This window comes from Rhodococcus sp. 06-235-1A (assembly GCF_002258785.1).
GTDB lineage: Bacteria > Actinomycetota > Actinomycetes > Mycobacteriales > Mycobacteriaceae > Rhodococcoides.
In genome coordinates this window covers 328,304-341,205 of record NZ_NOYI01000009.1, presented here as the reverse complement: position 1 = coordinate 341,205, position 12,902 = coordinate 328,304, and the positions used below count along the sequence as shown (strand labels likewise).

The following is a 12,902-nucleotide window of genomic DNA, read 5'->3' as shown; positions in this document are numbered from 1 at the left end:
TGGCCTCGTGAGAGAAGTACATCGCGTGAACATGACACCTTCTGTCATGTTCTGATGTCAGACTTTCCTCGTGCGTGCAGATCGATTGCTGTCCATCGTCATGCTGCTCCAGCATCGGGGCAGGCTGAGTGCTGCCGACATAGCCGAGCAGCTCGAAGTATCGACGCGGACCGTCCTGCGAGACATCGAGGCACTGTCCTCCGCAGGCGTTCCGGTCTACACCGATCGTGGACGCGGTGGCGGCATTAGCCTGCTGGCCGGCTACCGGACCGAGCTGACCGGACTGACGGCAGAAGAGGCAACGGCATTGCTGGCCTCCGGCTCGGGTCGCGTGGCGACCCCCGCATTCGCACGCGCCATGCGCAAGGTCGTGGCCGCGATACCCGAGGCGCACCGGGCGGCGGCAAGTACTGCGTCACAACGAATTCTGGTCCGCCCCGACGGTTTCGCCTATCCCCACGAACCAGAGGACCATCTGCCCGAAGTGCAACGTGCCGTCATCGACGGGCTGCGAGTACGAGTGTCGTATCGCAATCGCACCGACTCGGTGGCCGAACGGAACCTCGATCCCATCGGACTCGTGTATGCCGGTGATCATTGGTACCTCCTCGCCGCGCGCGACGGCACCGAACGTGTCTACCGAGTGTCGCGTATCGAAGGCCTGGACGTACTGGACGAGCCTGCTCACCGCAGTGATGTCGTGGATCTGGAGGCATCGTTCACAGCGCACTGGCAGTCCTTTCGTTCGAGCCTGACGACGATCGAGGTCACCTGCCTCGTGGACGACACGGCGTGGAACTCGTTGACGAAGAACACAGTTCGAGTGATCAGCGACCACGTGCAAGACGACGGGCGGCACCTGTCGGTCATCGAGTTCTCCGGCCACAATCACGCTGCGGGAACGCTGTGGCACTGCGGGCCTGCAGTCACGGTGTTGCAGCCGAGCGGGATTCGTGACGAAATGGCCCGACGCGCGAGGGCTACGGCGCGGTTGTACAGCTGATTGTCAGGACGGCACTCTCGAAAGGTGCGCTGAGTGTCCACTATTTCTACGCCGACACGCTTCCCCGATTCTCGAGCCGAATTGTGGACACTCAGCGCACCACCCCCGCGACTCCGTATTCTCGTGACGTGTCGCGCCCACACCTCGACGTAGCGGGGATATCCATCGACTGCTCCGATCCGGTGGAGCTCGCTCGCTTCTACCTCGCACTACTCGGCGGAGAGCTGTTGTGGGAGAACTTCGAGAGCGCAGGGATCTAGACGCAGGAGCCGACCTGGCCGAATCCGTCGCCTATGCCGTCGAATGCGGCGCGCCAGAGGCAGCGGAGCAACCGGACCCGCGGTGGCGAGTTCTCCTCGACCCCGCCGGCCACCCCTTCTGCATCACGACAGAGGTGTACGACGGTTGACGGTGGCAATAGCCTGAAGTGGTGCGCAATCTCGTCATCGTTCTGCTCCTGTTCGGATTTATCGTCGGATTGGCTCCACTTTCCTGGTACTTGATCAGTGAGTGGACCAACGACCTGGATGACGTCGTCTACTCCGGCAGCTACGAACCGCTCCGAGGAGTCGAGATGAGCACAGCCTATTCGTCGGAGCTGGACAAGTCGTTCGACCGACGAACACAAGGCCTGTCGACGCTGTGGCTGTACCTGGTCCCCATTGCTACCTCGATACTTGGCGCGCTGACCGGGGTGGTCCTGCACAAGCGTGGGTTCGTCCTCACACGCAGACGATCTGGCGAGGCATGAGGTGGCCGAACCTGCAGAAGTCGAACTGAGCGTCGACGACATCCGGGCTGTCGTTGCCTTCGCAGCTACCTGCGCACGTCTCGCATTGCCCGTTTTCGAGGCAGTGCATCCAGGTGATCTCCGTCCGCGTTCGGCGATCGACGGTGCCGAGGCATTCGTCGAGACCGGCCACCGGACGGCGGAGTTACGCAGGCTCGCCTGGGACGCGCACAAAGCGGCCCGCGAGGTGGCGGAATCTTCGGCGACCGATGCCGCGCTTGCAGCCATGCACGCCGCCGGTGCGGCATTTCTCCATCCGCTCCACAGCCCACATCAGGTCAAACACATTCTCGGTTCTGCCGTGCATCTGCTGCTGACGGACTCCAAAACTGTTGCGGAGCAAATCGAATGGATCCAAGCGCGAGCCGACGCGACCGTACGTTCGGTCCTGCGCCGGTTTCCGCCACCGATTGCCGGGCGTACGAGGTTCGGCGCAGTCATGGTTCGACTCGATACCGAATTGCGACGCTGACCCGTTGTCGGGATGGACCGGCGGTGACAGCATGAAAGACATGAACCTCCGCGAACGGCCCTGGAGCCGCTATGCAATGGTCGCCTTGCTGGCCTTCCTTGCGTTCTCGACAATCAGCGACATCGTGTCCGATCCTTCGGCCTGGAACTGGTCGAAGCTGGTAGTGCTGGCTGTGGCCACGCTGTTCATCTGGTACGGCGAGGGCCGGACCAGGACCTCTCCCGAGAGGATCGGTCCCGAGGCCGTACCCGCCGAGGATGTCGAAGCGGTTGTCGCAGAATCCGGCAGAACTGTCTACGCCATCAAAGCGCTGCGAGAGATGCATCCAGGCCTCGGACTGCGCGACGCCAAGAATCTCGTTCAACCGGACCTCTGACGGAGGAGAAAGCGATGGCATCGTTCGACGGGACCCACACCGTCCAGGATCCAGCCGGGTTTGCCGAGGCTGCAACCCTTTTGATCGATTTCAATCGCGAGTACGACTGTCCTGTGCCCGAGCCGGATTGGCTTGCAGCACATCTCGACACCCTGGTGAGGTCCGGCGACACCAGCGTGCTGACATTCGGAACTCCCGCAATCGGCGTTGCCGTTCTACGATTTCGGATCGGTACGATGAGCGCAGCCCCGGAGGCCTACCTCGCCGAGTTCTACATCCAGCCTGCGCTACGCGGGAAGGGCTACGGCACAACCTTTCTCGATGACGTCATCGAGCACGCATGCGGCAGGGGTGCCACCTACATGGATCTCAACACCTCCGAGGACGACGAGGCGGCGCGACACGTGTACGAAAAGCGTGGGTTCGACTGCCACGAAGGTCGCGGCGAGGGACCGAAGGCTCTCTATTACGAACTCGAGCTCGAATCGGGCGAGGTAGCCTGACCCTATGGTTAGCCGATATAACAGCTCGACATCATTCGGGTCCGTCGCCGACGTCGGTGCCGGTACGGGCAAGCTCGTGCGCAGCATCGTTGCCGCTGGTTGCGACGCCATTGCCGTCGACCCTGATCCCGCCCTGTTCGACGAGCTGGGGCTGCATGGTTCTACGGCGACCGACCTGCCCTATGTGACCAGAGCTTTCCGATCCACAAGGCCGAACCGATGACATCTGCAATCCGCGCCCGCAAGTCGCCACGATCACAGGAAACGAATATGATTACCAATAAGTGGGTATCGGTTCGAATTCGAGGAGCTACAACATGGCGTTTCCGATCATCGTCACGAAGGCAGTATCGACGGTCGTGACAGGCGCAGTCGGCGTCGCTGCGTACAACGGTGCCAAGAAGCTGTACGAGAAGGCTCCCGTTCGCAAGGCGGCGGTATCGGCAACCGAACTCGGTCTCCGCGCTGCACGGAAAGCCGAAATCCATGCCGAATCAGCACGGTTGGCAGTGTCGGATGTTGTTGCCGAGGCGCGCGACCGACTCGGCGAAGAAGTGCCGCCACCGTCGGCAACCGAAACTGGCCACGGCCACTCGCACTGATCACGGCAGTCGGCCGAATATGACGATGCTCGTCGAAGACTCCATCGATACAGCTCCCGACCGCGTAGATGGCGTCGAGATCCTGTCAGATGCTGCCGGCCGGATGCGGCTCCGCGTCGACTGGCTGCGGTCGAGTCCGGGTCGCGCTGTCGCCGTCGAAGACCACGTCGACAAAATTCGCGGCGTGCGGGCCGTCCACGCGTACCCGCGCACCGCATCGGTTGTCGTCTGGTACTCACGATCGAGGATCGACCGTGACGAGCTGTTCGACGCGGTGAACGCAGGTCGCACAACCGACCCGGCACTGGTACCCGTACGTAGCCCACGGTCTGCGGACGTCACCAGCGGCGACGTCCTGCGCATGACCATCGGGGGAGCGGCCCTGATACTGCTCGGCTTCCGCCGCTACGCTTTCCGACGACCACCCATCCTCGGCCCCACCAGCCGTGTCGTGGCCACCGGAGCCACCATCTTCACCGGCTACCCCTTCCTCAAGGGAGCGCTGCGCTCGCTGACAGGAAACCGGTCCGCCGGGACCGACGCACTCGTCAGTGCAGCTACCGTGGCCAGTCTGGTACTCCGTGAGAACGTTGTTGCCCTGACCGTGCTGTGGCTGCTCAACATCGGCGAATACCTGCAGGAGCTGACACTCAAGCGCACTCGCCGCGCAATCTCCGATCTTCTGACCGGCACGCAGGACACCGCGTGGATACGGCTTCCCGACGGTTCCGAGATCTCCGTCGACGTCGATCGGCTGGAGATCGGTGACGAGGTCGTCGTGCACGACCACGTCGGCGTGCCGGTGGACGGGACCGTCGTCGACGGTGACGCGGTGGTCGATCAATCGGCGATCACCGGTGAGACGTTGCCGGTGTCGATCGTTGCAGGAGATCGGATCCACGCCGGATCGGTTGTCGTCCGGGGACGGATCGTCATCCGCGCGTCTGCGGTCGGCCGCGACACGACGATCGGCCGCATCATTTCCCGCGTCGAGGAGGCGCAGGAAGACCGCGCTCCGATTCAGACTGTGGGAGAAAACTTCTCACGACGCTTCGTACCGGCATCGTTCATCCTGTCGGCCCTCACCCTTGTCGTCACCCGAGATGTCCGACGGGCGATGACGATGCTGCTCGTCGCATGTCCGTGCGCGGTGGGCCTGTCCACTCCGACGGCCATCAGTGCCGCCATCGGAAACGGTGCTCGTCGAGGGATTCTCATCAAGGGCGGGTCGCATCTGGAACAAGCAGGCAGGGTCGATGCCTTCGTGTTCGACAAGACCGGAACCCTCACTGTCGGACGCCCCGTAGTCACCAATGTCGTGTCCTTCCAGGACGACTGGGAGCCGGAACAGGTGCTGGCGTACGCCGCCAGTTCCGAGATCCACTCTCGGCATCCGCTGGCCGAGGCCGTGATTCGTAGTACCGAAGAACGCCACATCGTGATTCCTCCGCACGAAGAATGCGAAGTTCTCGTCGGGCTCGGGATGCGCACCGTCGCAGATGGACGAACTTTGCTGCTGGGCAGTCCTTCACTGCTGCGCAGCGAGAATGTCGCCGTGTCCGACCATGCAGCCGAATGGGTTTCGCGTCTCCAGCGTCAGGCCGAGACTCCGCTGCTACTGGCGGTGGACGGTGTGTTGGTCGGGTTGATCAGCCTACGCGACGAGGTCCGCTCGAATGCTCTGCACGTACTGAATGCGCTCCGGGCCGATGGTGTGGAACGGATCGTCATGCTCACCGGAGATCACCCTGAGACCGCCGCGGCCGTCGCCGCCGAACTGGGCATCGCCGAGTGGCGGGCCGAGGTGATGCCCGATGACAAACTCGAAGCCGTCCGCAAGCTCCAAGACGAGGGGTACGTCGTCGCTATGGTCGGTGACGGCACCAACGACGCTCCCGCCCTGGCCGTTGCGGATATCGGAATCGCAATGGGGTTGGCGGGCACCGATGTCGCTGTCGAAGCGGCCGATGTAGCTCTCGCCAGCGACGATCTGACACGGTTGCTCGACGTTCGCGACCTCGGACGGCATTCGGTGTCCGTCATCCGACAGAACTATGGAATGTCGATCGCAGTGAACGCGTTGGGACTCGTGGTCAGCGCCGGTGGAGCACTCTCTCCGGTGCTCGCCGCGATTCTGCACAACGCGTCCTCGGTTGCGGTGGTGGGTAACAGCTCACGTTTGATCCGATATCGAATCTGATCAGTAGCGTCCGACTATCGTCTGGCAGCACCACCTGCGGCAATCGACATCCCAGACCGCGCTCGCGCGGCAGATGTGCGATTCGATCCACCAAATGGATGCGGGCCCGTGGCCGATTTCGGCTTGCGCTGGAGTGCACTCGAAGACGTAGCGTCTGGCCCATGACCGCAGCACCACATTCACCGGCCACGACCGACACCGAGCCCGTGGGTATCGGAATCGCCGAGATGGCCGAGTCCTCGGGGCTGACGCAGGACACGCTGCGCTGGTACGAGCGGGAGGGCCTGATACCCGAGATCCCTCGCACGGCGATGGGTAGGCGCGCGTTCAGTCCGAGACTGGTCGCACTCGTGCAACTTCTGGTTCGTCTGCGGACGACCGGCATGCCCACAGCCGATATGCGCCGATTCGTGATTCTGGTGAATCTGGGTGCGTCCACGCATCAGGAACGTATCGACATTCTGACCGCGCACCGAGTACGCGTCGACGAGAAGCAACGTCGTCTCGCCGAGGCACGGTCTGCGCTGGATACGAAAATTTTGCACTACGAGGACCTGATCGCGCAGGGCCTCGACTGCGATGGTCTCGCAATCGTCACCCCATCATCCAACGAGCACAGGAGCATTCATGTCGATTACCACTCGTGACATCCCGGCACTCGGACGCAATGTCGGTGCCATCGGCCTCGGCTGCATGGGTATCAGCTGGGCCTATACCGGTGCGGATACCTCCTCGGACACTGCCGGTGCACACATCCTGGCGCACGCACTCGCGTCGGGTATCGACTTCTTCGACACCAGCGACGCCTACGCAGCCGGACACAACGAAAGGGTCGTCGGCCGCGCACTGGCCGGAACGAATGCTGTGATCGCCACGAAAGCAGGCTTGATCGGGAACGCCGACGGCGGTGCGCCCGTTCTGAGCCGAAACGGTACGCCGGAACACCTCACTCGGGCCTGCGACGCGAGCCTGCGGAACCTCGGTGTGGACACCATCGATCTGTACTACCTCCACCGCGTCGACGACCAGGTGCCGATCGAGGACTCCTGGGGAGCCCTGTCCGAATTGGTGGCGGCAGGCAAGGTGCGCGCCCTGGGACTCAGTGAGGTCACCGTCGAGCAAGCAAGGGTGGCCCACAGTATCCATCCGGTCTCTGCGGTGCAGTCCGAACTGTCCCTGTGGACTCGAAACGCATTGGGACAGGGCACTACACACGACGGTGAACCTGTGGGAAACATCGTCGAGTGGACGGGTGAGAACGACGCGGTGTTCGTGCCGTTCTCACCTCTGGGTCGAGGATTCCTCACCGGTTCGCTCGACACCTCAGCACTTCCGGCGACCGACATGCGGTTGGCACTTCCCCGATTCTCCGGAGCCGCGGCCGAACAGAACCGATCGATCGTCGAGGTCGTGTCCGCAGTGGCATCGAGGCACGACTCCACCCGTGCCGCTGTGGCATTGGCGTGGGTACTCGCCCAGGGTCCCCACGTGATTCCCATTCCCGGCACCACCAACATCGAGCATTTCGACTCCAACCTCGCGGCACTGGAGCTTCAGCTCACCGCCGAGGATCTCACCGTGCTCGACGGTGCACCCGCTGCGGTCGGAACTCGATACTGATATGCCGCGAACGGCATTGTTGGAGATCGACTTTCAGCCCTGGATCATCGAGCTCGGACACGACCCCGGTGCATTGGCTCGCGCCGAATCGGTCCGTGCAGCCCAGCGCGCTGCGGGCTCACTGGTGGTGTGTACTCGCTATCTGAGCCGGGATGCAGCCGATCCGATGCGCTCCGACGCGGACGGTGACGGTGCCCGCTTCCACCCGTCGATGACGCCTCGGCCAGGAGACCTCATCGCAACGAAGTTCGACCGCGACATCTGGTCCAACCCCGATCTGGATGCCCAGCTGAGACTCATCGGGGTGGAGCACGTGGTGATCACCGGGTACCTCACGGATTTCGGGGTTCGGATTGCCGCGGAACGTGCATGCTCACTGGGCTATCGCGTGACGGTGTACGCAGGTGCGTGCGCGGGGTCGACCGCCGACGAACATCGGCATGCGCTCGACTCCATGGCCGCAACCTGTGCGACTGTCGCGGAATGACGCTGCCGTTCGAGCCGGGCAGTCACGCCTGGTGATGCGCGGGACGTCACCACTGCAGAGGTGAGCTTCCCAATGGACGCGGCACTCCCCACACCGGCGTGGGTACGTCGCTGAACGTCAGCGGTAGCACAGGTTCGGTGATCGGCCCGAACGGGGAGTCGACAGTCACCAGGTCGATGTTCGGCCGACTCGGGCGGGGGAGCGCGGCCACATCGTCCTGATCGAACAGGCCGAGATCCTGTACCCACATGCACACCCGAGCGAGGTTGACGCGAACACGCCAGGAACCACCCACGACTGCACGGCGACGCAGCGCTGCCACCATCCCCGCCGCACCCAGGTATGCCGCAAGGTAGTCGTCGAGCAGATACGTAGGCGGAAGTGACGGACGACCATCGAAGTCCTCGGCCTCAGCGAAACCCGTTGCAGAACAGGCCAGTTGATCGAATCCACCACGTTCACCCCAGGGACCGTCCGCGCCCCAGCAGTGATACTCGCACACCACCACACCTGGACGGAGTGAGGCGAGGTCGTCGGCGCCGAAACCACGCCGGTCCATGCCGCGGTAGGAGTCGACCACGACATCGGCTCCCGCGCAGAGTCTCCGGAACGTGTCACGCTGTTCTGCATTCCGCAGATCGGCGAATGCGTTCCGCTTCCCTCCTCCCGTCATCGCCACCATCGAGATGGGATCGGGCAGGTCCGGCCTGGACACATGCATCACACCGGCACCGAAAGTCGCGAGCAGCCGCGCCGAGACCGGCCCTGCGATGACGTGGGTGAGGTCCGCCACCCGAAGTGAACTCAGTGGTGGCCAATCCGCGCCGCCGGGCAATGCCTCGCGCGGCCCCGGACCGATCTGCTCGAGTTCGATCACCCCTCGCCCGAGCAGATGCCGGGCCATTTCCGTCGCACGCCACTCCTCGGTGCTGCGTACGACGGCAGCGACGCCTCCGCTGGCAACCACGGCGTTCTCCAGCGCATAGGCGTCCCAATGAACAGCTGCGTCAGCGATGCGATCAGGAAGTGGGGGGCAATTCAGCACCCGACACACCGCGTCACGCAGTCCGGCGTAGGCGGTGATCAGGAAGATCCATCGACCGTCACGGCACTGATAGAAGTCGTTGTTGCCCAGTGCACGAGGGTCTTCGGTCAGATGCGCCGCGGGAACGCCCGACACAGTGGTGAGGTAGGCGGCGCGGAGCTGATCGATTGCGTCCTCCGCTTTCACCATGACGGTCTGCGGCGCACGCCCGGCATCCTCCGCAATGCCTGCGATCTGCAGTCCGAACGCCGCAATCGCGGCCGAGGTTGCGTCGGCGAGTCGATGTGGCGACGGGACGAGTGGATCGCTTCCTACCACCCTCGCCCGAGACCGGATCGGATGCCCTTCGACAGCAAGCAGGGTATCGAGTTCGTCTATCACCGAGGCGGTTCGAGCGCCGTCGACCGCATCGTACAAGTAGGTGTTCGTCATGCGTCCACCATCGCGCGGTCGATTCCAACCGGCATGTACCTACGTATATCCGTAGGTTATTGACCTCGAGCGTGCCTCGAGCGCCGGAAGTCCGCTATTTCGCGTCGCGGAAGTACGGTTCTACTGTGCCCTTGAGCTTGACGAGCATGGGATTTCCGTAGCGATCCTTCGCGGTCGGTACTTCTACGCGCACCCAACCCTCGGTCACGTTGTATTCGCGAACACTGGTCTTCTCGACGCCGTTGAAGCGGATACCGACGTCCCGGCGAAGAACCTCTTCGTTGTAGAAGGGGCTCCGCGGATCGATCGCGAGGTGATTCGGTGGAACGTCTGTGTTCTGGTCCTCTGGCATGGATTACTTTCGTCGAATGCTGCGTTGGGTGCTCGGTTGGTTCACAGAGAGAATACGCGACCCAGGGCTGCCGACCCTAGCCTCGCGCCATGTCCACGAACCTCGACAGGTGAAGCTGGTGTGCCACAGTGATTGTCGCGGTCGGACCGTTACGGTGCTTGCCGAGGATCAGGTCGGCCTCACCGCCGCGGGGGTCGTCGCGCTCGATTGCGTCGGGTCGGTGCAGCAGAATCACCATGTCGGCGTCCTGCTCCAGTGAGCCCGATTCACGGAGGTCGGACACCATGGGCTTCTTGTCGGTTCGCTGCTCAGGACCACGGTTGAGCTGGCAGACCGCGACCACCGGGCATTCGAGTTCCTTGGCCAACAGCTTGAGCTGACGCGAGAAGTCCGAGACCTCCTGCTGACGGGATTCGACCTTCTTGCCCGACGACATCAGCTGAAGGTAGTCCACCACAATGAGTTTCAGGCCGTTGCGCTGCTTCAGGCGTCGAGCCTTCGCACGGATCTCCATCATCGTCAGGTTCGGCGAATCGTCGACGAAGAGCGGTGCTTCGCTGATCTCGCTCATGCGCCGAGCCAGCTTGGTCCAGTCGTCGTCGGTCATCTTTCCCGAACGCATGTCACCGAGCTTGATCTTCGCCTCGGCGGACAACAGTCGCATGACGATCTCGGTGCGACTCATCTCCAGGGAGAAAATGACACTGGGCATACCGTGCTTGATGGAGCACGAACGCATGAAATCCATTGACAGCGTGGAGTTATGGGTCGGGATCATCGACTCGCTGGCGAGATACAGATGCTCTGCGTTGTCGACCTCCACGCAACGAACCGGAACGGAGTCGACTCGGCGAACGTCGACGATGAACCGCGAACCCGACCTGACGGTGGATCCCGCAGCTCGACGTTCCTTGTGCAGCATCTGCTTGCGGTGCAGACCGAACACCACATCGTCCGTCGCGAACGTCAACGTGAACGCTGTCGACGACGCTTCGCTCCGACCTCGCACCCTCCTGGTCGACATCTGCACGCGATAGCCCAAGCTGACGATCAGTTCACGCACCCCACGGACGAGTCGTTCACTGGTGACCGCAAATTGAACCGAGCCGCCCCCGGTGACAGTTCCGTCGGTATCGAGCAGACCCGCCAACAACGCACGTCGTTGGGCCTCGGAACCGCGGAGATAGTCGATGGGTACATGCTTGTCGCCCAATACACCGATCGTCCGTAAACGCGCCTGCACGGTCCCGATCGAGTTGCGGCATGCCTGACAGCGGTGCAAACCAGTCGTCACCTTGCCGCAGTCGATGCACGTCGGTGCAGCGGCCGGAGCGGACATGAAACGCGCTTTGCCGCCGCAGGATTGGCCGCAGGTACGGACATTGAGCGGAAACGGCACGAACTGCTTGCCGCAGACGACACAGTCCTTTGCCTCGACAACCTCGGTAGGAAGTTTGATCGAGTATCGGAGTGCGGCTTTCTCCGACGCCACCACGTGCAGACCTTCGCCTTCGATCCGGGCGATGATTTCGGGGTCAGCACTGGTGATCTGCGCGCACGCCGACGTTCCATCTCCCAGCCAGGCACCCATGGTGTACGGCGGCACCAGCAGCTCACGCTCCGGCAGCTGAACGGCCTCAGTATTGGTGACCGAGTGATTGATGCGTGCATCTTTCGTCGGGCAGCGCACCGAGTTCGCAATTTCTTCGGTGGTGCGCACAGCAGCGAAGGTCTTCTGATTGCGAGTCCGGTTGTAGTTGACGGCCGCAGCCTGCGCCGACTTGCGTGACGCCCTGGTCTCGGTCAACCACTGGTGCTCCGCGTCGGCGACGATGACTGTGCCGTCGGAGAATTCGACTTCGTAGCACGGTCGATCGAGCATGACGTCGGTGGCCGCCACGACACGCGTCGGCATGCCATGGGCGTCGATGAGGTGGTCACCCACGGCCACCTCGCCCATCGTGGTCCAGCCGTCGGGCGTCGGAAGCGGCGTGTCGAGAGCGAGCGCCTTGCCCACACCAGGCCTCGCAGCCACGATGATCATCTGACCCGGGTGCAGGCCGTTGGTGATTTCGTCGAGTTCGGCGAATCCTGTTGGTACACCGAGGGATATACCCCCACGGCTGGCGATGGAGTCGATTTCGTCCATCGTCGGCTGCAGCAGCTCCTCGAGGGGCAGGAAGTCCTCGGAGGTGCGGCGTTCGGTGACCTCGTACACCTCGGCCTGCGCGCGGTCCACGACCTCGGCGACGTCCTGACCGTCGGCCCCGGCGTAGCCGAACTGCACGATGCGGGTGCCTGCCTGCACGAGCCGGCGCAGAATCGACTTCTCGGCGACGATCTCGGCGTAGTACCCGGCATTGGCTGCCGTCGGCGTCGTCTGGGTGAGCGTGATCAAGTACGGCGGTCCGCCGATGCGCTTGAGTTCTCCGCGTCGATCGAGTTCGGCCGACACCGTCACCGGGTCGGCCGGCTCGCCGCGGCTGTAGAGGTCGAGGATCGCGTCGTACACGTTCTGATGGGCCGGGCGGTAGAAATCCCCGGGGCGAAGCACCTCGAGCACGTCGGCAATGGCGTCCTTGCTCAGCAGCATGCCGCCCAGCACGGACTGCTCGGCAGCCATGTCCTGCGGGGGCTGGCGGCCGAAATCCTCACCGGGACCCTCGCTGGAAGGGGAGCCGGAGTAATCGGACTGTCCTCGATCGTCCACAACTGCCACGCGAACCGGCCGTCCTCTCCCCATCGTCGTCGACACGGCCGAATACCACCCAGCCGCGCGTTCCAGCAAGTTCTACCCCCGGGCACCGACAGGTACTGATCGACACCGGATTCACACTGCCTCGGTACCTGCGCACGGCATCGAGAGAGACGCTGCACGGACGTTAAGCGTTATCGGCAGTAGTCACAACACGGCCTGTGCACGAAGTTGTGGATGGAATGTGGATGGACTTGAACAACGGTGTTGACCACCTGGGGATAACCTGGGTATAAGTTTCACAGTTTCGACCATTCGCCCAGGT

General features: G+C 63.1%; 16 protein-coding genes. 12 read left to right on the top strand and 4 right to left on the bottom strand.

Annotation, left to right across the window (positions count from 1 at the left end):
- Positions 1 to 70 precede the first annotated feature (70 nt).
- The 7 genes from CH275_RS08390 (at position 71) to CH275_RS08365 (ending at position 3,144) form a co-directional block, all read left to right on the top strand.
- Positions 71 to 1,003, top strand: a complete 933-nt coding sequence (locus tag CH275_RS08390) for a helix-turn-helix transcriptional regulator (RefSeq protein WP_094676949.1) — start codon at positions 71 to 73, stop codon at positions 1,001 to 1,003.
- Between the two features lie 128 nt (positions 1,004 to 1,131).
- Positions 1,132 to 1,263, top strand: a complete 132-nt coding sequence (locus tag CH275_RS29895; RefSeq protein WP_256990920.1) for a hypothetical protein — start codon at positions 1,132 to 1,134, stop codon at positions 1,261 to 1,263.
- Positions 1,233 to 1,412 (top strand): VOC family protein, encoded by a 180-nt coding sequence (locus CH275_RS29890; protein ID WP_256990919.1) that lies wholly within the window; start codon positions 1,233 to 1,235, stop codon positions 1,410 to 1,412. The genes CH275_RS29895 and CH275_RS29890 overlap by 31 nt, the downstream gene beginning before the upstream one ends.
- Before the next feature lie 21 nt (positions 1,413 to 1,433).
- Positions 1,434 to 1,754 carry a hypothetical protein gene (locus tag CH275_RS08380; protein WP_143546714.1) on the top strand — a complete coding sequence of 107 codons (321 nt, stop codon included), beginning with the start codon at positions 1,434 to 1,436 and terminating at the stop codon, positions 1,752 to 1,754.
- Between the two features lies 1 nt (position 1,755).
- Positions 1,756 to 2,265, top strand: a complete 510-nt coding sequence (locus CH275_RS08375) for a putative immunity protein (RefSeq protein WP_094676946.1) — start codon at positions 1,756 to 1,758, stop codon at positions 2,263 to 2,265.
- A 31-nt stretch (positions 2,266 to 2,296) separates the two neighbouring features.
- A complete protein-coding gene (locus tag CH275_RS08370; protein ID WP_143546713.1) occupies positions 2,297 to 2,641 on the top strand; it encodes a hypothetical protein in 345 nt (114 codons plus the stop codon).
- A 14-nt stretch (positions 2,642 to 2,655) separates the two neighbouring features.
- Positions 2,656 to 3,144, top strand: coding sequence for a GNAT family N-acetyltransferase (locus tag CH275_RS08365; protein WP_094676942.1), 489 nt, complete (start codon positions 2,656 to 2,658; stop codon positions 3,142 to 3,144).
- 31 nt (positions 3,145 to 3,175) lie between these two features.
- Here the strand turns inward: CH275_RS08365 and CH275_RS29885 are convergent, their stop codons facing one another.
- Positions 3,176 to 3,301 carry a hypothetical protein gene (locus CH275_RS29885; RefSeq protein WP_256990918.1) on the bottom strand — a complete coding sequence of 42 codons (126 nt, stop codon included), beginning with the start codon at positions 3,299 to 3,301 and terminating at the stop codon, positions 3,176 to 3,178.
- A gap of 160 nt (positions 3,302 to 3,461) precedes the next feature.
- Here CH275_RS29885 and CH275_RS08360 point away from each other — a divergent pair, with 160 nt between their 5' ends.
- The 5 genes from CH275_RS08360 (at position 3,462) to CH275_RS08340 (ending at position 8,053) form a co-directional block, all read left to right on the top strand.
- On the top strand, positions 3,462 to 3,746 hold the full coding sequence (locus tag CH275_RS08360) for a DUF1490 family protein (RefSeq protein ID WP_094676940.1): 285 nt from the start codon (positions 3,462 to 3,464) through the stop codon (positions 3,744 to 3,746).
- Between the two features lie 19 nt (positions 3,747 to 3,765).
- Complete coding sequence (locus tag CH275_RS08355; RefSeq protein ID WP_373453690.1) at positions 3,766 to 5,946, top strand: heavy metal translocating P-type ATPase; 2,181 nt, start codon at positions 3,766 to 3,768, stop codon at positions 5,944 to 5,946.
- A 161-nt stretch (positions 5,947 to 6,107) separates the two neighbouring features.
- Complete coding sequence (locus CH275_RS08350; RefSeq protein WP_094676938.1) at positions 6,108 to 6,593, top strand: MerR family transcriptional regulator; 486 nt, start codon at positions 6,108 to 6,110, stop codon at positions 6,591 to 6,593.
- Complete coding sequence (locus CH275_RS08345) at positions 6,574 to 7,566, top strand: aldo/keto reductase (RefSeq protein WP_094676936.1); 993 nt, start codon at positions 6,574 to 6,576, stop codon at positions 7,564 to 7,566. The genes CH275_RS08350 and CH275_RS08345 overlap by 20 nt, the downstream gene beginning before the upstream one ends.
- Before the next feature lies 1 nt (position 7,567).
- Positions 7,568 to 8,053 (top strand): cysteine hydrolase family protein, encoded by a 486-nt coding sequence (locus CH275_RS08340; RefSeq protein ID WP_094676934.1) that lies wholly within the window; start codon positions 7,568 to 7,570, stop codon positions 8,051 to 8,053.
- Between the two features lie 46 nt (positions 8,054 to 8,099).
- Here CH275_RS08340 and CH275_RS08335 read toward each other — a convergent pair whose 3' ends face one another.
- The 3 genes from CH275_RS08335 to dnaB all read right to left on the bottom strand — a co-directional run bounded on the left by CH275_RS08335 (position 8,100) and on the right by dnaB (position 12,601).
- Positions 8,100 to 9,530 carry a CoA transferase gene (locus tag CH275_RS08335; protein WP_094676932.1) on the bottom strand — a complete coding sequence of 477 codons (1,431 nt, stop codon included), beginning with the start codon at positions 9,528 to 9,530 and terminating at the stop codon, positions 8,100 to 8,102.
- A 94-nt stretch (positions 9,531 to 9,624) separates the two neighbouring features.
- Positions 9,625 to 9,882: a DUF3297 family protein gene (locus CH275_RS08330; RefSeq protein ID WP_094611446.1), complete on the bottom strand. Its 258-nt coding sequence runs from the start codon at positions 9,880 to 9,882 to the stop codon at positions 9,625 to 9,627.
- 76 nt (positions 9,883 to 9,958) lie between these two features.
- Positions 9,959 to 12,601, bottom strand: a complete 2,643-nt coding sequence (dnaB, locus tag CH275_RS08325; protein WP_094676930.1) for a replicative DNA helicase — start codon at positions 12,599 to 12,601, stop codon at positions 9,959 to 9,961.
- Positions 12,602 to 12,902: the final 301 nt, after the last annotated feature.

What these genes read in the sequence shown, in the direction of transcription:
- CH275_RS08370 (WP_143546713.1), top strand. Translation starts at nt 2,297, where the DNA reads ATGAAAGACATGAACCTCCGCGAACGGCCCTGGAGCCGCTATGCAATG.
- CH275_RS08365 (WP_094676942.1), top strand. Translation starts at nt 2,656, where the DNA reads ATGGCATCGTTCGACGGGACCCACACCGTCCAGGATCCAGCCGGGTTT.
- CH275_RS29885 (WP_256990918.1), bottom strand. Translation starts at nt 3,301, where the DNA reads ATGCAGCCCCAGCTCGTCGAACAGGGCGGGATCAGGGTCGACGGCAAT.
- CH275_RS08360 (WP_094676940.1), top strand. Translation starts at nt 3,462, where the DNA reads ATGGCGTTTCCGATCATCGTCACGAAGGCAGTATCGACGGTCGTGACA.
- CH275_RS08355 (WP_373453690.1), top strand. Translation starts at nt 3,766, where the DNA reads ATGACGATGCTCGTCGAAGACTCCATCGATACAGCTCCCGACCGCGTA.
- CH275_RS08350 (WP_094676938.1), top strand. Translation starts at nt 6,108, where the DNA reads ATGACCGCAGCACCACATTCACCGGCCACGACCGACACCGAGCCCGTG.
- CH275_RS08345 (WP_094676936.1), top strand. Translation starts at nt 6,574, where the DNA reads ATGTCGATTACCACTCGTGACATCCCGGCACTCGGACGCAATGTCGGT.
- CH275_RS08340 (WP_094676934.1), top strand. Translation starts at nt 7,568, where the DNA reads ATGCCGCGAACGGCATTGTTGGAGATCGACTTTCAGCCCTGGATCATC.
- CH275_RS08335 (WP_094676932.1), bottom strand. Translation starts at nt 9,530, where the DNA reads ATGACGAACACCTACTTGTACGATGCGGTCGACGGCGCTCGAACCGCC.
- CH275_RS08330 (WP_094611446.1), bottom strand. Translation starts at nt 9,882, where the DNA reads ATGCCAGAGGACCAGAACACAGACGTTCCACCGAATCACCTCGCGATC.